We start from the raw sequence: 19,485 nt of genomic DNA, 5'->3' as shown, positions 1-19,485 counted from the left end.
ATTAATATAAAATTGTAATATTCATAAAATATAGAATTTGCTTTGAGAGGTGGAAATTTGTTTAAAATCAAGAACTTACTAATACCATTTTTAGTCATACTGACTTTTATATTACTTTTCCCAAGGAAAGTTACCCATGCAGTAGTAGCTGGGAAATATAATGACTATACAAAAGTATACATAAATAATAGGCCTCATAAAGTTAAACTATCAAAGACTTATGGTTTGGGGACAGTCTTAAGCTATAAATATAACCTTATAGGTATATTTTCACTTAAAGAAGAATTTCCTTTAAAGGATCGCATAATGAAAAAAAATATTAATACCTATGATCTTGAAAAGCAAGGGCCCATAACCCTTGCATCTAAATCTCAATATTATTTTTATGATGGTAATGTACTTATACCTTCTGACAGTGAAAAGATATTAGTGGGGAAAAATAATTTAAATATGTATCTTGATAGTAAAGGCAAATTAAAAACTATTATCATCACCCCAGAGGATTATACTAATATGAGAATTGGAATATCCACTACAAAGTTTTCATCCATTTATCATCCAAATATTGAAATAGAATGTTTGTCTTCTGCTCTACTCTATAGCTTAAGAGAAAACTTAAAACTAGATATATCCAAGAATAGTAAAATTACTATTACTCCAAATACAGTGTTGTTAAATGATAAAGAATTGAAATTTAAAGAAAGACTTTATTTAAAAGGCGAAAACTTAAGGATTAATTCTATAAGAAGAGGTTCCCCTGATTTTATTCCTTCCTATAGTGGAATTCTTGAAATAACTTCTGAAAAGGACAATAAGTTGCTTATAATTAATGAAATTTCCTTAGAAAATTATCTAGTTAAGGTTGTTCCCTCTGAAATGCCAACCATTGGAGGTTTAGAATCCTTAAAGTGCCAAGCTATAGCTGCAAGAACTTATGCATTGTCTGATATGCTGCAATGTAGATTTGCAGAACTTGGGTTTTATGTAGATGATAGTACTCAAAGTCAAGTTTATAACAATACCCCTACTAATTCCATGGCAACTGAAGCTGTTAATTTAACTAAGGGACTAATTATGACAAACAAAGATCAACCTATAGATGCTAAATACTACTCAACTTCCCCTGGCCTCGGAACTTTGTATGATGATGTATGGTTCAAAGAATATGGAGCTTCTGAAAATAAAGATTATTATTTTACAGGATATTATATTAATAATGTTAACAAATCACCAATAAACGAAGCAGAATGGCTACAGTTTTTTAAGAGTACAAAATATGATGCGATAGATTTAGAATCACCTTATTTTAGATGGAATGTAGAAATTAAAAAAACTCCTCTTGAAAAATCACTTATAAAATCACTTAAATACTTATTTGAGAATAGAAAGGATTACGTGAGTGTAGAGTCCAACAATTCATCTAAAGGCTTTCCAGAACTTAAAGAATTAAAAGATATTAAAGTAACTAAGCGTAGTAAATATGGAAATATAATAGAAATAAGCTTTATATTTTCTAATGCAACAGTAAATGTACAAAATGACTATAATATTAGAAGTGCCATAAGGCTTAATAAAGATTACACTGATGAAATTATACCTATTATAAGGCATAAAGGTGAACCTTTGATAAATAATAACTTTCTACCATCCTCGTTCTTTTCTATTGATAAAGTTAATGATACTTTTATAATATATGGTGGTGGGTATGGTCATGGGGTTGGTATGAGTCAATATGGAGCTATGGCGCTATCTAAGAGTGGAAAGGATTTTAAATCTATTCTAAACACATATTATAAAAATATAGATTTAACTAAACTATATTAAAAAATCTCCCGGAAAATTTTCCGGGAAATTTTTTTAACATTCTTCTGGATACATTGCAGTTGGTATAAAATTTTTAGTTTGTATGCCATATGCTGGAGGCACAAAAATTCCATTTTTAAACTCACTAACTTCTATGCCCCTTAATTCTGCTATTTGTGTAACTGCTACATATATATTTGATATACTATACCAAGTAGCATAATCTACTACTCCATTTTGAGGTAAATTAAATATTTGTTGGAATACAGTTACAGACCTTGTGGTCTCTGCCCCAAATACTCCATCTACTCTTACCTTTGGAATAGCAGGATAATTTTGTGCTATTCTATTTAAATAAGTTTGTATTGTTCTAACATCAGTTCCTCTACTACCTTGACGTAGAGGTGTTCCAGGATAAGACTTGGGAATACCCTCCACCTCTTTTGCACGAGTTAAAGATAAGTCACTACCATAAAAATTGGTTAATATCTCATATGGTGTTCTTCCCTGATCACCTAGAAATTTACTGCCCCATTGTGTAAGCCATCCTGGACATTGTACCTGCACACCATCACAATACTGAGCAAGTAATGGCTGCTTCCTATCAGGTCTTTTCATATAAGTTGCAAACAACTCATCTACAATAACACTTATCGTATCATATATATTTCTACCATAACTAAAGGCATGATCAAAAGCAGTGGAACTTGTAATATCAAAATCTTTTCCTTTTCCTCTATACCATTCTGTGTATATTCTGTTTAATGTAAAAGATATTATACACATAGCATTTGCCCTAATTGTATTTTGTGGCCATGTGGAAAATATCTCACAAGATGCCACATTTTTAATGTAGTCCCTATATCTCACAGTATAATTAGGTGCTGAATTATCATCAGGTCTTCCAGCATGAACTACTATAAATTCAGGAACTACAGGTTCAGGTAAAACTACAAGTCCTGTAGGTGGAGGTGGATCTGGCTTATTGGGATCCTCCGGTATCTTAGGCAAAAAGTTTCCAACTAATGTATTTGGTTCAATAATTATTGTTTGCTCCGCTTGAACTTGCCTTGTAGCCTGAGGAATAAGATTACTTTGTTGAAGTGCAACCACATCCGGAAACACCTGACACCCCTCTATGAATTGAGGCACAAATCCATCTGCCTCAATCCTAATATCATATAAACTATATGGAAGGTTATCTGTAGGTATCTGTGAATATTCTAGTGGCGGAGCTGTAAGCTCTAACTCTCCTGTAATACCTGAAGAATTACTTCTAAGTACTTTGGGAGCTTCTCTTGTAAGCTGCCCGTTACTAGGAAGTATAGTTACCCTTGCATTATCTACAGGTGTAAGTGAATTCCCTCTAAAAACTTGAACTTTTAGCCTGCCTATGGCCATAATATTACTCCTATATCATTTATTCATTATTATAAATATGAAGTAACACTTAATTTGTTGCCATTTATTTAACTTTTATTTTAAAGAGTTATTTCTAATTTATTTAACTTTGCTATTATCTTTAAACTTTTCTTTTCTATAGTTTCTGTTCTTACACTTCCTGCATTACTTATAAGCAGAACTTTATTACTATCTAAAATTTTTATTTGTCTTATTTTTCTTTCATTCCCATACTCCACAAGACATATAGAGTTATTTTGAACTTCATTAGTTAGATTTGCAAATGCTATATCCCCTTTAGCAATTCTAAATCCCATCATTTCATCATCTTGCATTTGCAAAAATACTACCTTATCCTGCGCAAAACCTTCTATTTTATTTTCTATTAGGGGCATTTTTTTATGTCCTAGCATTTTGTTTAACTCATATGAGTATATTGGTATATTTTTAATTACAGACCCAAATGCTTCATTCCATACATCATTTATCTTTTCCTTTTTAGGTTGATATTCAAACTTAGTTTGTTTTTCCTCTTTATATACTTCTTCTTCAAAGGACATAGTTATATCATTTAAGTCCTTTCCTAAGACCTTTCCTATCCTATCTATAAGAGATTGATTTATAACCTTTCTTCCACTTTCAACTTCATTGATAAATCCCTCAGCTACTCCAAGTTTTTTACCTAACTGCTTTTGTGTTAATCCCTTTTCTATTCTAATATTTTTTATCTTTTCTCCTATTCTGCTCATTAGTATCACCTCGTAAAATCATATTTATTTATTTTTTTGCTTTTTAAACCATTCTCTTTCTTCAATTAAGTGTTCAAGTAAATTTTCAAAAGTCCATTCTATAGAAGTTGGAGTAATTACAGCTAATATAGGTGAAAAATCAAATGTTTCTCTTATAAGATTTATAGTGTATTTTAACTGTTCATCAGTAAAATTATTAAAGAGAATTATCTTTTCTTCTGGTAAATCTACATTAAATACTTCTAAATTCAAACCATCCAATATATCCCTAATTGTCATTTTACCCATATCATTTTTAATAATCTTGTGTTTTGGCAAGTTATACTCAGATGCTATTTTTTTAAATGCATTACTTTCTTGTTCATTTAATCCATATATTAATATCATCTTATCATTTTCCAAAATCAAGCCACTCCCTTCCTTTATAATAATTATATAATATTAATTTCTTATTTCCATTATTAATCATTATACATTATTTATTATCTATTAAAAACACATATTTCAGAAATTACTGATAAGAATCATTGACAAAAATTATAGCAAGTTGTACAATCAAGCATATATTTTTTATATAGCCTATAATATAATGTAAAGATAAATATTAGTTATTTTAAGGAGGTCAACTATGTTAAAAGACTTGCTGTATTTAATACCACCTACCATGCATTCAGAAGAAAATTTACGCTCAATACTAAGTTCTCATACTGAAATAAAATTTGTTTCATTTGTGGGAATAGACCTTTCTGGTAATGATACTGATGAAAAAATTCCAGTTCCACTTTTTTTAGAGGACATGTCTACCTTTTTAACTGGTGGAGTGCAAACAGATGGTTCTTCTGTTTTCTTTCCTGGAATAGCAACTTTAAATAATGCAAAAGTTGATATGATTGCAGATCTTGATACTAATTGGTTTGTAGACTATAACTATGAACATATAGACTCTGAAACAAATAATCCTGTTGGTACGCTTAGAATACCTTGCTTTTTATATCATGAAAATAAGCCAATAGACTCACGATATATTTTAAAAAGCTCAATTGAACACATTAAATCCTCTCTTAGGGAATTACTTAAATCTCATCCTTATGTGCTTTCCGAATTTAATATTACCTTCGATGATATAGAAGATATAGTAATAACTTCTGCTACAGAACTTGAATTTTGGGTTAAAACCCCTAATGATAAAGCCGAAACAGAAGAACTCTCAACGTCTCAAGTACTTCATGAACAGTATTGGACTAGAACTAAAGGTTCTGTAAGAACAGCTTTAGAACAATCCTTACTACTCTTAGAATACTATGGTCTAGAGCCAGAAATGGGTCATAAAGAAGTTGGTGGAGTAAAAGCTAAGTTAGATGATAGTGGTAAGTTAACTCACATAATGGAACAACTCGAAATAGATTGGAAGTACTCTTCTCCGCTTCAAGCTGCTGATAATGAACTACTAGCTAGAATAGTTGTTAAGGAAACATTTAGACGCAATGGCTTAGATGTAACATTCCTTGCAAAACCAGTAGATGGAGTTGCCGGTAGCGGAAAACATGTTCATGTAGGTATTTCCCTTAAATTAAAGAATGGAAAAAGAGTGAACTTATTTGCTACAGATAAAAACCACTTCCTAAGTGGTATTGGTTACTCTTCATTAATGGGAATGCTTAAAAACTATGAGGTAATAAATCCATTTGTTACTTCCACTAATGATTCTTTTAGAAGATTGAAGCCTGGATTTGAAGCTCCTGTTTGTATTGTCACATCCATAGGACATACAGTGGAAGTTCCTTCTAGAAATCGAACTATACTAGTAGGTGTAATAAGAGATTTACAAAATCCTTTAGGAACAAGATTTGAGCTAAGAGCTCCAAATCCTTTTACTAATACTTATTTATGTATCTCTACGTTATATCTAGCTATGCTGGATGGAATTAAATATTCAGTTTTAAATAATAAATCTCAAGACGATTTATTAAAAGAACTATCTAAAAAACCTGGAGAAGAAGCTGATTACTTAGAAAAAGATAGAGCTTACAGAAGTGAAGAAGATGTATTTGAAGACTTTACTGAAGAAGAGCGTGAAAATTTCTTTGGAAAGGTTCCTGCAACAGTATATGAAAATTTGACAGCTTTTGAGAAACATCCTGACAAACTAGCTGTTTTAAAAGAAGGAAATATATTAAGTGATAAAATTATTAATAGTTTTAAATTAATAACTATTAATAGATGGATTACAGAAATAACTACTAGGCTTATAAATAACTATGGTGAAGAAATAAGAAGCTACAAGAAACTTCATTCAATGGACAACGCATTAGATTTAGATTTATCTAATTGGATTGCTATTGATGAGTTAAGAAGATACTTAATGAAAGATACTTATACTACTAAGAGCTTATTTACAAGAATCAAAGATGCTGCAGATGAAAAAGATTATGCTAAAGTATCTGAATTACAACTTGAATTAGATGAAAGAATTGCTACGCTAAGGAAACTGTATTCTAATTACAAGAAAAATCTTTTAGATTTTTAATAAACTGCTAAGAAATTTCATAAGATAATAATTAAGGTAGAGAATCACCTATTGGTAATTTTCTACCTTAATTATTATCTATAAAAATACCTAATACTTTTTAATATTCTCTTAGTGGAAATGATTTTACAATCATCTCTTTTTTATTATTAATAGGCTTCCACAGTTCAATTCTATCAACTGTTGCCATTCTGTTCATATTCTCCATCTTAGTAACTTCACATGCTGCATTATATTCTTTATTACTCCATTCCCTTGCAGCATAATTTGTATTAGCTAATGATACATGTAAGTCCCATTTATCTATATTTTCCCTAACATTAAATCCAGATAACTTAAGAGTTTCATTTAGGTTTCTACTAATTCTTATTGCATATCCCTTATTTTCAATTTTTAAATTGACAGATTTATAAGGTGGATCAAAACATAAAGCACCATTTACAGAAACCTTAAACCTCTTATATGGCTTTAGCACATCTTGAATTATAGGTATAAGCTTTTCTAAATTAGGATTATCTATAACTTCTAGCGTCAAATGTATCGCAGGAGTACTACGATATATCTTATACTTTTTAGATATTTTTTTTTGCATTTCTTCCATTGACTTTCGTGATTCTTCATCAAATAAAGCAACTAAATAATATTTCATTTTTTTCCCCCAGTTATAGTATTTATTAAACTTTAATAATATTAATTACACATGCATATAAAAAATCCTTCGTGGGAAAATAACTTTGTCAATTATATCAAAAATATTATTGGCATTAATATAGAAAAATATGTAGGAGGGATTATACTATGAGACACGATCATAATGATAGTATAGCATGTATAGTTGATGAGTGCAAATTTCACTGTAAGGATGATGACTACTGTACCCTTGATCAAATTAAAGTATCAAAACATGAATCTGTAGCTAATACTGTAGAATGTACAGATTGTGGTAGCTTCCAAAAAGAATAATAATTTCCTAGAAATCCAAAGGTTTTATATAATTCCTTTGGATTTTTAATTATTTTTTTAATATGCTTGTACATATTTTAAAATTTCATGTTAAAATAATATGAACTTATGATATAATAGGGGTTATGAATAAATAGTCATGAATTTTTCAATTTACATCAGTAAATTTACATATAAATTAAAATTTATAGATAAGGATGGATGCGGGGATGGAAAAGTTAGTTATCAATGGTGGTAAACCCCTTTATGGAAGCATTGATATTAGTGGTGCTAAAAATGCTGCAGTAGCAATATTGCCTGCTGCAATAATCGCTAGTAAAGGAACTTGTTATATTGATAATATTCCTAATATAGAAGATGTTCATTGTATAGAACGAATTATAGAAAACTTAGGTTGTAAGGTATCCATAAAGGATAATTCTGCTGTTATAGATAGTACAACTTTAAATAGCTATAATGCTAATAGTGAAGATGTTAAAAAAATGAGAGCATCATATTACCTTATAGGTGCTTTACTTGGTAGATTTAAAAAAGCCAGAGTTGAGATGCCAGGAGGATGTCCTATAGGTGTAAGACCTATAGATCAACATATCAAAGGTTTTGAGGCCCTTGGTGCTAAAGTTACTCTTGAAGATGGTGTAGTAACTGCTGAAGCAGATAAACTTATAGGAACTAATATTTTCTTTGATGTAGTCAGTGTTGGAGCTACTATTAATGTCATGCTTGCTGCTACTTTAGCAGAAGGTATAACTACACTAGAAAATGTAGCTAAGGAACCTCACATCGTAGATGTAGCTAATTTTCTAAATAGTATGGGTGCAAATATAAAAGGCGCAGGAACTGATATTATAAGAATAACTGGTGTAGAGGAATTAAAAGGATGTTCTTATAGTGTAATTCCAGATCAAATAGAAGCTGGAACTTATATGATTGCTGCAGCTGCCTGTGGTGGAGATGTTACTGTAAATAATGTTATACCTAAACATTTAGAATCCATATCTGCCAAACTTATAGAAATGGGTGCAGAAGTTATTGAAAATGGTGAATCTGTACGTGTTATATCCAGTAAAAACCTAAAGGGAGTTAATATCAAAACATTACCTTACCCAGGATTTCCAACAGATGTTCAACAACCTATGAGTACTTTATTATGTATTTCTACGGGAACAAGCATAATAAATGAAAGCATCTGGGAAAGCCGATTTAAACATGTTGATGAGCTGATAAAAATGGGTGCATCCATAAAAGTAGATGGTAGAATTGCCACTATAGTTGGAGTAGATAAACTTAAAGGAGCAAAAGTGGAAGCCACAGATTTAAGGGCCGGAGCTGCTATGGTAATAGCTGGTTTAATTGCTGAAGGAATTACTGAAGTAATTAATATTGAGCATATTGACAGAGGTTACCCTTATATAGAAAATAAATTTAATAAGCTAGGTGCAGATATTAAGCGCGTATCTTATTCCTAAGGCAAGGTGAATTAATATATGTTTTTTTGTTCTTTATATAGTGGTAGTAGTGGAAATAGCATATTAGTTTCTACAGAAAAATCAAAAGTACTAATTGATGCAGGATTGCCTGGGAAAAGTATTGAAAATGCTTTATCAACTATAGGGCAGTCCCCTAACGAAATAGATGCTATATTTGTTACTCATGAGCATACAGATCATACTAAAGGTGTTGGAGTTTTATCAAGAAAATATGATATTCCAATATATACTGACGCTCTTACTTGGGAAGCCATGAGTAAGTCAATTGGGAAAATCAAGGAAAAGAACATAAAAATTATTGAAAATAATCATGTAAATATTAAAGACATGGATATTTTAAGCTATAGAATATCTCATGATGCCGTTTCTCCTCATGGATATTCTATCTGTAGCAATAATAAAAAATTTTCCCTTGCTACAGATTTAGGTTACTTTTCTAAGGAAGTAGAAGAAGCTTTAAAAGGTGCTGATGCCATACTGCTTGAAAGTAATCATGATGTAGAAATGCTAAAGTTTGGTCCTTACCCATATGTTTTAAAAAGAAGAATATTAAGCAATGAAGGTCATCTTTCTAATGATGATTGTGGAAAAGCAATCATTAATTTAATGGATGGCAACTTTAAAAGGATAATGCTTGGACACTTGAGTAAAACCAATAATTATCCTGAACTAGCTTACGAAACTGTAAAGAATATTCTTATAGAAAACAAATTAAAATTAAATAAGGATATCGATTTGCTTATGGCTGACAGAAGTGCACCCACTAAATGTATAGAGTTTTAAAAGGGGTGAAGTTAATGAAAAAATCTATTATCTTATCGTGTTCTTTTATGCTATTTTTAAGTTTTACCTTTTCAGGTTGTGAAAAAACAGATGTTTTAAGCTCAGAAAATAAGCAAAAAGTACAGCAATTTACCTTATCTGAAGCTGATAACGATACTTTAGAATTAAATTTGTACTTTAATTCCTCTAAAGATAATAAGAAAGTAACTATTACTAAGGAAGAGCGAATTATTAAGGAAAATGAACTGATTGGTGAAATTATAGTTCGTGAACTTATAAAGGGCCCTGCAGTAAATAGTAGCCTAAGCCCTATTTTACCTAAAAACACAAGACTTTTAAGTTTCTCTATTAATGACGGAATTGCATATGTAAATTTAAGCAAAGAAGCTATTTTAACTATGTCTCCTGTGGCTGAAGAAGCCTGCTTAAGAAGTCTTATATGGTCACTTACCCAGTTACCTTCAATTGATAAAATTAAGATATTGGTAGAAAATAAAACTGTTGATACCTTAGGTGGCAACTTTAATATTGCTAAACCTATAGGAAAATCTGATGTAGAACAATTAGAAAAAAGATAAATATATTTTTTTCTAACTTGCTTTTAATTGAAATCTTTAACTTTTTTTATTATAATATTATTGTAAAATTTTATACTTTTTACAAAAGGAGAATGGATATGAGTTTATATACAGAATGGACAGATATGGTTGTAGAGTATGTTAAAACAAAAGGTGAAGCTGCTTTTTGGAAGGAATATGGTGCTATTGAAAAAAATATATATACCAAAATACTTGCAAATCATACAAAAGAAATTAGTGGAAAACTAGAAGATTTAGCTAATGACTTTAATACTTCTACAATATTTTTTATGGGATTTATTGATGGAGTAAATGATAGCTTAATTAACCCTCTAGATTTAGATGCTATAGATGCTAATGCAGAGTTAAATTTAGCTATAGACTTTGATAAGCTATATTTCAACATGTTAGATGCTAAAGCTGATTACCTTTATACACTTCCTCAATGGGAAGCTGTATTCTCCCCTGAAAAGAGAAAAGAAATTCGTAATCAGTGGAAGGAATCTAAAGTTATAGTTAATAACAATAAAGTAGGCAGAAACGATGCTTGCCCATGCGGAAGCGGTAAGAAATACAAAAAATGCTGTGGTAAAGAAGCTTAATAAAAATTAATACTTATAAATTTGAAAGTCGGGATATCCCGACTTTCTTCATTAGGAGAATTAAAATGAATATAACAATAATAACTGTAGGTAAACTAAAAGAAAAATATCTTAAAGAAGCAATAAATGAGTATTCTAAAAGATTAAGCAAATATTGCAGTCTTGAAATTGTAGAAGTTGCTGATGAAAAGACTCCCGAAAATGCTTCAGCTAAGGAAGAAGAAAATATTAAGCTTAAGGAAGGCCAGTCAATTTTAAAACATATTAAAGATAATATGTATGTAGTTGCCTTGGATTTAAAGGGAAAAATGATTTCATCTGATGAACTTGCCGGTTTTATAGAAGACCGTGCCTTATCAGGCAGCAGTCATATAACCTTTATTATTGGTGGTTCCCTAGGTATTGCACAGGAAGTTTTAAATAGATGTCATTACAAGCTATGTTTCTCTAAAATGACCTTTCCTCATCAACTGTTTAGAGTAATGCTTTTAGAACAAATATATAGAGCATTTAGAATAATAAAGGGTGAACCGTACCATAAGTAAATGAGGTTTTAGCCTAAAATAACATACTATAAGCAAAGCTGGATTCAGTTGGAGAGATGATAGGACATTGAAGCTTCCGTTGTATGAAGCATTATGTAGATATATATTTAAGCGCTTTACTGCAAAGGATACTGCTGATCGATTCTATAAATAAAAAACATAAAAACCACGACTAATTAATTAGTCGTGGTTTTCAATAATTTTCACGTAAATATTTATATCTAGTGAGGCCTGGCTGTAGAAAGCGAGTTAAGCTTATCTAGTGGGAAGTAATAATCCATGTATTGTCTCAATACAAGGCCGGTTGCTGGGATGCCTGGTATTACCTCCTGGCAAAGCACTTCTGAGCGTATTAAGCTTTCCGGCTCATTTATTCCAAATAGTAACCGCATACATGTAGAACTGCTGAATCTGGGATTTATTTCGAAAATTACTGGCATGCAATCTTTAAGACGCAATTGAATATTTATAGCCCCATAGGCTCCCAATGTACTTGCAACCATAGCACAATAATCTGCAATGTGGTGATAATCATCAGAAACTGCAGCAATAGAAACCCCTTCCAGTAAATACCTCCTTAAAGCGACTTTGGAAATCACCTTTCCCTTTTGGTTTATGCAAATCCCTACGGTAAACTCTTGCTCCTCATCTGTAAGATATTCCTGTATAATTAGGCTTTTCTTACCCTTTATATTTTCAAGCAGCTGTTGCTTATCCTTAACTAGAACAACACCTACTGAGCCACGTCCAAAACGCGGCTTGACTATCAAGGGAAACCCAGTACTTTCAATAAATGAGGAGAGCATACCAGCATCTTCAGGATACCTGATTGTTGCAGGAATTTGAAAACCGGAGCATGATAAATGGCACATGGTCAGCCACTTATCGGTGCAAAGCTCTATCACTCTCGGAGAATTTACAAACACCTTCGCTCCTGTAGATTTTTCAAGGGATTCTCTATTTCTGGAGTAAAAGGGAAGCTCTGCTGTAGAGCCGATAAATATCGCTTTAATCTGATGATTTATACAAAGATTTTTAATAAACATATAATAGCTTTCTTCATCTGCTACCTGTGGAGCGATAAAGCTTTTGTCGGCAAAAAATAAACCTAGAGAATATGGGTTAGCGTCAATTGCTATTGTTTCAACAGGAAGCACCGATTCTTTCAGTGACCTGATAATACCCTGCCCGTATACGGAACCTGCACCTGTAACCAATACACTGAGAGTATCATTGATTTCATTCATAATTACACTCCTCATAAATTTTTTTACACAGCTCTAGATTTAACCGGTGACCGGATCTGAAGCCTATTACATGTCCCAGTACCTTTTTCCCAAGTAAACTAAGGTCTCCGAGAAGGTCAAGCACTTTATGACGGGCAGGTTCATTGGGCCATTTCCAGGACCTGTACTCAGCCCCGGATTTGACTACCAATACATTTGAGCTGACTTTCCCAGTTAGGTTTACAACATCTTCAATCTCTGACTCAATTATATAAGAACGGGCATCTGCCAGCTCTTTAGCAAAGGTTTCAGGAGTTATGTCCATTTCAGCTACTTGAGATAATTGAGGCAGATTGGGATAGTCAACCACATAGGTTAGCTTAAATCCATCGTAGGGAAGAGCTATCAGGAACTTTTCATATTCCATATCCCCTAAGCTTTCACGTTTATATACAATAATGGGCTTAAGTATTTTTATCATTTCCTTCTTGGCATTTTGTTCCACTATCCCAGCTTCCGTGAGCGCTCTTTTGAACTCTTTACTGCTGTAATCTTCTGTTACGGGCAGGCTGGCCTGTTCCAGCTCAATAAATACGTTGTCGAGTCCTAATCCTGATAAGGCTGCCAAGGCATGCTCCGTGTGTTCGATGCGAACATCTCCATCAACAAGAGAAGTCCATCTGTATTCAACCTTTGCTTTTTCAAATGAGCCTTTTACTTTAGGGCAGCCTGGCAGGTCATTACGGATAAATATTATACCAGTACTCGGCGGTGCTGGATAAAAAGTTACCTTTGCATCAGTTTCGCCAGCAATGCTAGTACCCATTAAAGAAACCCTTTGTTTAATAGTTGTCTGATTATCCATTTCAATTTCAATTCCTTTCAACTAATCTGCAGAAATCAAGAATTTGTCTGGCGCGTTCCTTATAACTATGGTTTAAATAAACCTCCAGCTGACCATTGCGCGCTATTTCTTGCCGTGCTGCGGTATTTTTAAGAAAATAATTTACCAGGTCAACTGTATCTTCTGGGGAAGAGGCACATGACAGGTGAACATTATTTATAAACAGCTTGGTGACAGATTGTGTTGGTACGGTAAGCAAAAAACCGCCCGAACCCAGTACTTCAAAAGTCCGAGATGTTAACATGTCATGGTCATTTTGCAAACCTAATATAATTCTAGCTGAATTATATACTTTATTTGTTTCCTCATAAGGTAGTTCACCTTTAAGCATATGCGTTGGGATCTTAAAACCCATTAGCTCCTCATTAAAACGGTCCCATCGCTTACCCCAAATAGCAATGTTATATCCCCTTTCCACCAAAGGCTTAAGTAATATCTGAACGCTATCCTTCCGATATGACTTCCACTCTCGTCCACCATTACCAATTAGGGCCACATCATAATCATATTTACTGCTTGGAGGTTCATTCTTATTGAATTCCGGATTGCAGCCAAAATCCAGATGCCCGGTGGGAAGCCCAAGCCCTCTGTATTTATTTACACTACCAGGATGTATGGTCATAATTGCATTAGGTTTAAAGGTTTCAATACACCTGAAGGAACACTTTTCGGTCCATCTTGGATCTTCAGTTGCCCAATAGACATGTTTCACCTTATATTTAGAAGCTCTTTTCGTAAGCTCCTCTATATGCTCACGGCTATATCTGCGGTAAGCCCATCCCGTTGTTATCATAATATCTGGCCTAAAGTGGTCAACTGCCTCTGTTATAGAACTTCTACTTAAATCCCTCAGGATAAAAACAGGGCAGTTCAATTCTCTAAAACCCTGGGGCAGCCCAAGAGTATATTTAGAACTATGTGCAAAAAACAATATTCTTTTCATACTTACACCTCCTTCAACAAAAGCTTGCGTGTGCCCGTTGCCCCACAATTAAATAACATATCAACTATAGACAAATTGGGTATAAAATTGCCCCAAAGCTGCGGATATGCTATAGGCTCATAATCCAAATACTCCAATTTAATATCTTGTTTTTCAAAAATCTCTGGCTTAATATATGCCCTTCCTCCAATACCGGACAGGTAACTGTCAGCAGAAAAGTGGGAGCAGATTGCAGCTATCAGTTCATTTTTTCTAAGCTCAGAAAATTGAGGTAACTCTGATAAAAACACAAGCTTTGTTTTAAGTCCCAGCAGGTCATGTACCAGCTTAATGAAAGCTATGTTGGTATCTATAAGATATCCGGTATCTTGCAATACCTGCTCCATCATGGGGAAAACTTCTTTGAAATGAGGTGCTTTTGCGTAGTTTACTTTGAGTGCCATAAGATGATGCCTTTTCCAACCTGGTATAACAGTAACTTCATTAAACCGCTGCAAGCCCATGCCTTTGCGTTTCACCGGCACAGTCAGTACCTGAGTCCCTTGGGAAGTTTTGATAAGATTCCTATTATCCAATGAACTGCCCGTTTGAAACTGAGCAGTATCTAAAATGAAAAAAATATCACACTGTGCCATCTTAACAAAATATCCCGGCCAGGGAATATAATTCGGTTGATGACCTGCTAATTTCATTGCCTAACTCCTTTAAATTATTTGCTATTGTTTACTTCATACAAATAGCATTCACGCAATACCCCATGCCCTCCATAACCTTCTTTGAAACGAAACAGCCCTGTATTGACTCTACTTCCTTTTACCTCAGTGGAAATACCCCAATCTAAATATAAAAAGCCGTTTTTTAGTCCCCATTCCATCATATGACCAAAAATAAGGTTTAACGGCCGCTTATGCTGGAAACCATCGTGGTGGGCAATATAAAAACAGTTTATAACTCTGTCGTTCAGTAAAAATGCCAAAACACCCGCTGCAGGAGTTACTCCTTCATATGCTGCAAAGAGTTTTATCCTGTGAGGATAAAGAGTTTTTAGATGTTTAATTTCATCTAATGTATGTGCAGGCTTTGCATTATGATTATGTTTAAGTTTATTTTCCAGAATAGGCCAAAAATCATTTATATCGGCATCCTCCACCACTGATAACCCACTTTTCAATGCCTTCTGATAGTTTCGAAAAGCTGTGTCACTCATTACCCGCTTTACAAAAAATTCCTCACTTTTTTTTAGCTCAAGGACTGTGGCCAGCTCTGTATACTCAAGCCTAAACCCAGAAAACCTTAAAGCAAAGTCAAGTTGGTCCGAAATCTCCTTATGGTAAACCTTCGGAACAGGTTTTAGCCGTATATAGTCAAAACCAGCCATGACACAATATTCCACAAGGGCACTTACGAGCTCCAGGCATTTTTTAGTGCTTAGACTGGACTTTATTATGAGCCCTCCATGGGAAGCGCCGGGGTGGGAAACTAGGATGCGTTTATCCTCTTGTTGTACTACAGCAGCAGGAAGAAGAGCAATGATTCCCTTATCCTCCATAAATATCAGGGAATGGTCTGAAAACCTGTCTGAGGGATGATAACCCAGGAATCTTCTCTCCTGCATAAAAGTGCCGTTAACTGAGGAACTCACAAATCCCTCCCATTCATTCTCAAGTTCTTTTGAATAGCTCTTTACAAACAATATAATTTCACCACACTTTCCTGAATATAGTGCTTACCATCTCCATCAAAAGATGTTGATTTTCTCTCCGCCTTTTGCGATAGATTGTGAAATGCAATCAGTTATTTTTGCCACAAATTCTATATTTTTTCTGCCGCTAAGAGGCTCCTTGTGTTCTCTAATGCATTCCATAAAATGAATACACTCCTGTGTCAGAGGTTGCGAATTGCCTTCCACTGCCAAAAAATGCTCCTGCTCTCCGTTATGGAAGATTTGGATTTTTCTATCGTCAGTCTGTGCATCGTCAAATACCAATTTTGTTTTCGATGCAACCAGTGTCATTTTCCTGGTTTTTTCCGTATGAATAAAGCTAGCAAATATAGAAGCTATTTTACCATTGGGGAAACCCAACAGTATATTGATAACATTGTTATAAGGACTTTGAATATATCTTTCACCATGGGCAATTACCCAGATAGGGTCCATCCCTATGAGGTGCCGGGAAAGATAAATATCATGAACCGCCAAATCATGAAGAACATCTACTTTGGGAGCCTGAAAGGTGGAACTGGTTCTGGACATGTTGACGTAACATAGATCATCAATAATATGTTTTTCTTCCAGAAGCTCCTTTATCCTTTTCACAGCAGGATGGTAAATCAATGTATGGCCGGCCATCAATACGGTATTTTGAGCAGTAGCCAATTCAATTAGATCATGACTGTCTTTCCTGTTAATTGTCACGGGCTTTTCTACGAGAACAGCTTTGCCTTTACTTATTGCTTCCTTCGCCAGCATGTAATGACTTTCAGGTGTTGTGGCTATAATAACCCCCTGTACCTCACTGTCATTCAATATATCTGCTTTATTTTCAGTTAACCTGGTCTGAGGGTAAACAGCTGCTGCCTGATTTAGCTTTTCATAGTCTAGGTCACAGGCCCACTTCAATTCACAGCCCTCTATTACATTTATAGTTTTCAAATAATTTTTTCCCCATTTTCCACAGCCTATCAAAGCAAGCTTCATCATTGCAATTACCTCTCAATTACATACTAATTATATGCCGGAGCACCATATATTAGCCTATTCACCACGCATAGAAAATATTACTTACACTAGCGGTCCTCATCTGGTAAAGTTAAAAAAACAAAAGGAACTAGTAACTGAACTCAGAAGGTTCAAGAGCAAGCATTACACTTCCAGGCTTAAGAGACAACATCACCGAAGCAGAGGTTTCAGTAGCTATGGATGTGGGTATAGCATGTGGCCGAGATTTGAAATCCAAGCGTGCAGCTAAGATTACTGAGAGGAATGTTACTGATCTTAAGGTTACTATTTTTGGCGGTAAGACATTAATGTGCAGGAGAAGTTGAAGCAATTAGAAGTTACAGCATTATTGAAAAAAGAAACAATATAGGAACAGAAAACATATTGTAAAATCTATTGTAAAAACCTCACTTGCAACTGATGCAGTGAAACGTATCATAAGTGAGCGCTATATTCATTTATAAAATAAATTGCAGAATCTTTATATTGTTTTTATCAATGGATGATCTTGAATGTTAATCTATTACTAATTCTCAGGTATAATGAATGTATAAAGATTATAATAGTTATTAAATCTACGTAAGGCTACTAGGTCATAGTCTCAAAGGGGTATATTATGAAAATAATAGTGTTGAAAAGAGGAGGCTGCTAAAATGAATAGTATTAATTTCACACCTTTTCCTACATTAAAAACGGAAAGGTTTACTCTAAGAAAAGTGAATATATCCGACGCAGGAAATATATTCGAAATCCGCTCAGATGAAGCGTATTCCAAGTTTACGGGAATAAAAAGATATGAGACGGTTCAAGAAGCAGAAGCATATTTGGTAAAGATAGAAGGAATGATCAATAGAAATGAGGCTATTCTATGGTCAATCGATATGAAGGATACAAAGGAGTATGTAGGCGGGATATGTTTATGGAATATATCGGATGATAAGATCCAAGCTGAGATAGGTTATGATCTTTTGCCAAAGTATAGAGGCAAGGGTTATATCCAAGAAGCCATTCATGCTGCCATGAATTATGCATTTGAAGTATTGAAACTAGATAAAATAGTAGCGGAAGAAGTGCGAGTGGAAAATATAAAATCAATAAAGGCTTTAGAAAGATGCGGCTTTGTATTAGAAAAAACTTTTCAGGTTCAAATGGATGATGGAATTATAGAGCAAAGAGCCAATTACAGCTTACTAAATGATAAATTCTAGGTGTCAGGCACAGTACTTATGATAGTAGGTACTATAATGGTTTATGTTAATTTGCTGCGAGGAGTAAATGTTGGCGGGCACAATAAGATTGATATGAAACTTCTGAAATAAACCTTTGTACAGATAGGTACACTATCCCTATCCGATTTTATAGGCAAAACTGTAAATGAATACATATCAAAAAAACGCAGCTAGAGCGGTACGGCGAACCGTACCATAAGTAAATACGAACTTTGCTGGAGGTCGATAGTTATAAAGAGAGGACATGGATTTATGTCTAATATATCGACATAAATCCAAATTGATAAAGAAATAAGACAGCTATACATCACAATTGCCATATAAATCGAGACCTTTCATTACATAGGGACGGACAATATCTACAAGTGAATTGATTCGATCATTTTCACCAGCCATAAACCAAGAATAAGTAGCACTGTAGATAGCTGAGCATGTCATGGATGAAATAATTTTTATATTTAGGTTGTCTTTTATACAGAAAGTATTCCCTTTCAAAAATATGCCTTCTATTATTTGTTGTAGCATCTTTTTTATTTTTTCGTCAACAAGCGTAGCAATAGATTTGGAATTCCATCCACATATCTTATAAAAAGTTACTATGTAATTGTGTGTCAATAAGATCAACTTGTTACATATTTCATCCGTAAATTCCTGAGAATACATAACTTCTTCAGGAATCATCTTATAAAAAGCCTGTTCTGTAATTTCTTCTAACAAAGCATACTTATCTTCATAATGTGCATAAAAGGTAGCACGGTTAATAGAAGCTCTCTGCGCAATATCCTTTATGGTAATTGCATCAAATTCTTTTTTCTGTAATAAAGTGCTAAAGGCTTCTCTTATTAATTGTCGTGTGCGCAAGACTCTTGGATCTTCCTTATTCACCATATATATTCCTTTCCAAAACATCAAATATCAAAATCTGTTGTCTAAGCAACTTTTCATTTATTCTGCTGGTTGTAATCATAAGAATGTCGTACTAATATAATATCATACAAGTGTTGCTTAAACAACATGCAGCTA

Annotated in this window: 22 protein-coding genes; 11 read left to right on the top strand and 11 right to left on the bottom strand. The window is 33.6% G+C overall.

The window, feature by feature from the left end; genetic code table 11:
- Positions 1-57 precede the first annotated feature (57 nt).
- Entirely contained in the window at positions 58-1,824 is a 1,767-nt protein-coding gene (locus DP68_RS04705; protein WP_035306811.1) for a SpoIID/LytB domain-containing protein, read from the top strand.
- 33 nt (positions 1,825-1,857) lie between these two features.
- On the opposite strand, the gene DP68_RS04700 is transcribed toward DP68_RS04705, so the two are convergent.
- From DP68_RS04700 to DP68_RS04690, 3 genes are all read right to left on the bottom strand, one after another.
- The gene (locus DP68_RS04700) at positions 1,858-3,207 is read right to left on the bottom strand and encodes a peptidoglycan-binding domain-containing protein (RefSeq protein ID WP_291547355.1); all 1,350 of its coding nucleotides are present in this window, start codon (positions 3,205-3,207) and stop codon (positions 1,858-1,860) included.
- A 77-nt stretch (positions 3,208-3,284) separates the two neighbouring features.
- The gene (locus DP68_RS04695) at positions 3,285-3,953 is read right to left on the bottom strand and encodes a helix-turn-helix transcriptional regulator (RefSeq protein WP_035306805.1); all 669 of its coding nucleotides are present in this window, start codon (positions 3,951-3,953) and stop codon (positions 3,285-3,287) included.
- A 24-nt stretch (positions 3,954-3,977) separates the two neighbouring features.
- Positions 3,978-4,355, bottom strand: a complete 378-nt coding sequence (locus DP68_RS04690; protein WP_291547312.1) for a DUF3783 domain-containing protein — start codon at positions 4,353-4,355, stop codon at positions 3,978-3,980.
- A 226-nt stretch (positions 4,356-4,581) separates the two neighbouring features.
- On the opposite strand from DP68_RS04690, the gene DP68_RS04685 reads away from it, so the two are divergent.
- Positions 4,582-6,480, top strand: a complete 1,899-nt coding sequence (locus DP68_RS04685; protein WP_035306802.1) for a glutamine synthetase — start codon at positions 4,582-4,584, stop codon at positions 6,478-6,480.
- Positions 6,481-6,580: 100 nt separating this feature from the next.
- Here the strand turns inward: DP68_RS04685 and DP68_RS04680 are convergent, their stop codons facing one another.
- Entirely contained in the window at positions 6,581-7,129 is a 549-nt protein-coding gene (locus tag DP68_RS04680; RefSeq protein ID WP_035306799.1) for a 2'-5' RNA ligase family protein, read from the bottom strand.
- 149 nt (positions 7,130-7,278) lie between these two features.
- Here DP68_RS04680 and DP68_RS19165 point away from each other — a divergent pair, with 149 nt between their 5' ends.
- From DP68_RS19165 to rlmH, 6 genes are all read left to right on the top strand, one after another.
- The gene (locus DP68_RS19165; protein WP_081957094.1) at positions 7,279-7,443 is read left to right on the top strand and encodes a DUF1540 domain-containing protein; all 165 of its coding nucleotides are present in this window, start codon (positions 7,279-7,281) and stop codon (positions 7,441-7,443) included.
- Positions 7,444-7,652: 209 nt separating this feature from the next.
- Positions 7,653-8,912 carry a UDP-N-acetylglucosamine 1-carboxyvinyltransferase gene (locus tag DP68_RS04675; protein ID WP_035306796.1) on the top strand — a complete coding sequence of 420 codons (1,260 nt, stop codon included), beginning with the start codon at positions 7,653-7,655 and terminating at the stop codon, positions 8,910-8,912.
- Positions 8,913-8,930: 18 nt separating this feature from the next.
- Positions 8,931-9,716, top strand: a complete 786-nt coding sequence (locus DP68_RS04670; RefSeq protein WP_035306792.1) for an MBL fold metallo-hydrolase — start codon at positions 8,931-8,933, stop codon at positions 9,714-9,716.
- A 14-nt stretch (positions 9,717-9,730) separates the two neighbouring features.
- The gene (locus DP68_RS04665; protein ID WP_035306908.1) at positions 9,731-10,294 is read left to right on the top strand and encodes a GerMN domain-containing protein; all 564 of its coding nucleotides are present in this window, start codon (positions 9,731-9,733) and stop codon (positions 10,292-10,294) included.
- Positions 10,295-10,392: 98 nt separating this feature from the next.
- Positions 10,393-10,896: an SEC-C metal-binding domain-containing protein gene (locus DP68_RS04660; RefSeq protein WP_035306789.1), complete on the top strand. Its 504-nt coding sequence runs from the start codon at positions 10,393-10,395 to the stop codon at positions 10,894-10,896.
- Between the two features lie 65 nt (positions 10,897-10,961).
- Entirely contained in the window at positions 10,962-11,441 is a 480-nt protein-coding gene (gene rlmH, locus DP68_RS04655; RefSeq protein ID WP_035306785.1) for a 23S rRNA (pseudouridine(1915)-N(3))-methyltransferase RlmH, read from the top strand.
- 221 nt (positions 11,442-11,662) lie between these two features.
- Here the strand turns inward: rlmH and DP68_RS04650 are convergent, their stop codons facing one another.
- From DP68_RS04650 to DP68_RS04625, 6 genes are read right to left on the bottom strand one after another with little or no spacing between them, the layout of a single operon-like run.
- Positions 11,663-12,688: an ATP-grasp domain-containing protein gene (locus tag DP68_RS04650; protein WP_035306781.1), complete on the bottom strand. Its 1,026-nt coding sequence runs from the start codon at positions 12,686-12,688 to the stop codon at positions 11,663-11,665.
- Positions 12,681-13,553, bottom strand: coding sequence for a UDP-3-O-acyl-N-acetylglucosamine deacetylase (locus tag DP68_RS04645; RefSeq protein ID WP_291547297.1), 873 nt, complete (start codon positions 13,551-13,553; stop codon positions 12,681-12,683). The genes DP68_RS04650 and DP68_RS04645 overlap by 8 nt, the downstream gene beginning before the upstream one ends.
- Positions 13,540-14,514, bottom strand: a complete 975-nt coding sequence (locus tag DP68_RS04640) for a glycosyltransferase (RefSeq protein ID WP_035306774.1) — start codon at positions 14,512-14,514, stop codon at positions 13,540-13,542. The genes DP68_RS04645 and DP68_RS04640 overlap by 14 nt, the downstream gene beginning before the upstream one ends.
- Before the next feature lie 2 nt (positions 14,515-14,516).
- Complete coding sequence (locus DP68_RS04635) at positions 14,517-15,206, bottom strand: WbqC family protein (RefSeq protein ID WP_035306772.1); 690 nt, start codon at positions 15,204-15,206, stop codon at positions 14,517-14,519.
- Positions 15,207-15,223: 17 nt separating this feature from the next.
- The gene (locus DP68_RS04630) at positions 15,224-16,207 is read right to left on the bottom strand and encodes a GNAT family N-acetyltransferase (protein WP_035306770.1); all 984 of its coding nucleotides are present in this window, start codon (positions 16,205-16,207) and stop codon (positions 15,224-15,226) included.
- Positions 16,208-16,252: 45 nt separating this feature from the next.
- Positions 16,253-17,215 (bottom strand): Gfo/Idh/MocA family oxidoreductase, encoded by a 963-nt coding sequence (locus tag DP68_RS04625; RefSeq protein ID WP_035306768.1) that lies wholly within the window; start codon positions 17,213-17,215, stop codon positions 16,253-16,255.
- A gap of 134 nt (positions 17,216-17,349) precedes the next feature.
- On the opposite strand from DP68_RS04625, the gene DP68_RS19855 reads away from it, so the two are divergent.
- From DP68_RS19855 to DP68_RS19850, 3 genes are all read left to right on the top strand, one after another.
- Positions 17,350-17,559: a DUF2922 family protein gene (locus DP68_RS19855; RefSeq protein ID WP_081957092.1), complete on the top strand. Its 210-nt coding sequence runs from the start codon at positions 17,350-17,352 to the stop codon at positions 17,557-17,559.
- 327 nt (positions 17,560-17,886) lie between these two features.
- Complete coding sequence (locus DP68_RS04620) at positions 17,887-18,441, top strand: GNAT family N-acetyltransferase (protein ID WP_052085650.1); 555 nt, start codon at positions 17,887-17,889, stop codon at positions 18,439-18,441.
- Positions 18,442-18,459: 18 nt separating this feature from the next.
- On the top strand, positions 18,460-18,552 hold the full coding sequence (locus tag DP68_RS19850) for a DUF1697 domain-containing protein (RefSeq protein ID WP_363330945.1): 93 nt from the start codon (positions 18,460-18,462) through the stop codon (positions 18,550-18,552).
- Positions 18,553-18,762: 210 nt separating this feature from the next.
- Here the strand turns inward: DP68_RS19850 and DP68_RS04615 are convergent, their stop codons facing one another.
- Entirely contained in the window at positions 18,763-19,350 is a 588-nt protein-coding gene (locus tag DP68_RS04615) for a TetR/AcrR family transcriptional regulator (protein ID WP_035306765.1), read from the bottom strand.
- Between the last annotated feature and the right edge of the window lie 135 nt (positions 19,351-19,485).

Source organism: Clostridium sp. HMP27, assembly GCF_000765165.1.
Taxonomy (GTDB): domain Bacteria; phylum Bacillota; class Clostridia; order Clostridiales; family Clostridiaceae; genus Clostridium_AK.
This window is presented reverse-complemented; position numbering and strand designations above follow the sequence as displayed.

Coding starts and splice junctions, on each gene's coding strand:
- DP68_RS04695 (WP_035306805.1), bottom strand. CDS start 3,953: ATGAGCAGAATAGGAGAAAAGATAAAAAATATTAGAATAGAAAAGGGA.
- DP68_RS04685 (WP_035306802.1), top strand. CDS start 4,582: ATGTTAAAAGACTTGCTGTATTTAATACCACCTACCATGCATTCAGAA.
- DP68_RS04680 (WP_035306799.1), bottom strand. CDS start 7,129: ATGAAATATTATTTAGTTGCTTTATTTGATGAAGAATCACGAAAGTCA.
- DP68_RS19165 (WP_081957094.1), top strand. CDS start 7,279: ATGAGACACGATCATAATGATAGTATAGCATGTATAGTTGATGAGTGC.
- DP68_RS04675 (WP_035306796.1), top strand. CDS start 7,653: ATGGAAAAGTTAGTTATCAATGGTGGTAAACCCCTTTATGGAAGCATT.
- DP68_RS04670 (WP_035306792.1), top strand. CDS start 8,931: ATGTTTTTTTGTTCTTTATATAGTGGTAGTAGTGGAAATAGCATATTA.
- DP68_RS04665 (WP_035306908.1), top strand. CDS start 9,731: ATGAAAAAATCTATTATCTTATCGTGTTCTTTTATGCTATTTTTAAGT.
- DP68_RS04660 (WP_035306789.1), top strand. CDS start 10,393: ATGAGTTTATATACAGAATGGACAGATATGGTTGTAGAGTATGTTAAA.
- rlmH (WP_035306785.1), top strand. CDS start 10,962: ATGAATATAACAATAATAACTGTAGGTAAACTAAAAGAAAAATATCTT.
- DP68_RS04650 (WP_035306781.1), bottom strand. CDS start 12,688: ATGAATGAAATCAATGATACTCTCAGTGTATTGGTTACAGGTGCAGGT.
- DP68_RS04640 (WP_035306774.1), bottom strand. CDS start 14,514: ATGAAAAGAATATTGTTTTTTGCACATAGTTCTAAATATACTCTTGGG.
- DP68_RS04635 (WP_035306772.1), bottom strand. CDS start 15,206: ATGAAATTAGCAGGTCATCAACCGAATTATATTCCCTGGCCGGGATAT.
- DP68_RS04625 (WP_035306768.1), bottom strand. CDS start 17,215: ATGATGAAGCTTGCTTTGATAGGCTGTGGAAAATGGGGAAAAAATTAT.
- DP68_RS04620 (WP_052085650.1), top strand. CDS start 17,887: ATGAATAGTATTAATTTCACACCTTTTCCTACATTAAAAACGGAAAGG.
- DP68_RS19850 (WP_363330945.1), top strand. CDS start 18,460: ATGATAGTAGGTACTATAATGGTTTATGTTAATTTGCTGCGAGGAGTA.
- DP68_RS04615 (WP_035306765.1), bottom strand. CDS start 19,350: ATGGTGAATAAGGAAGATCCAAGAGTCTTGCGCACACGACAATTAATA.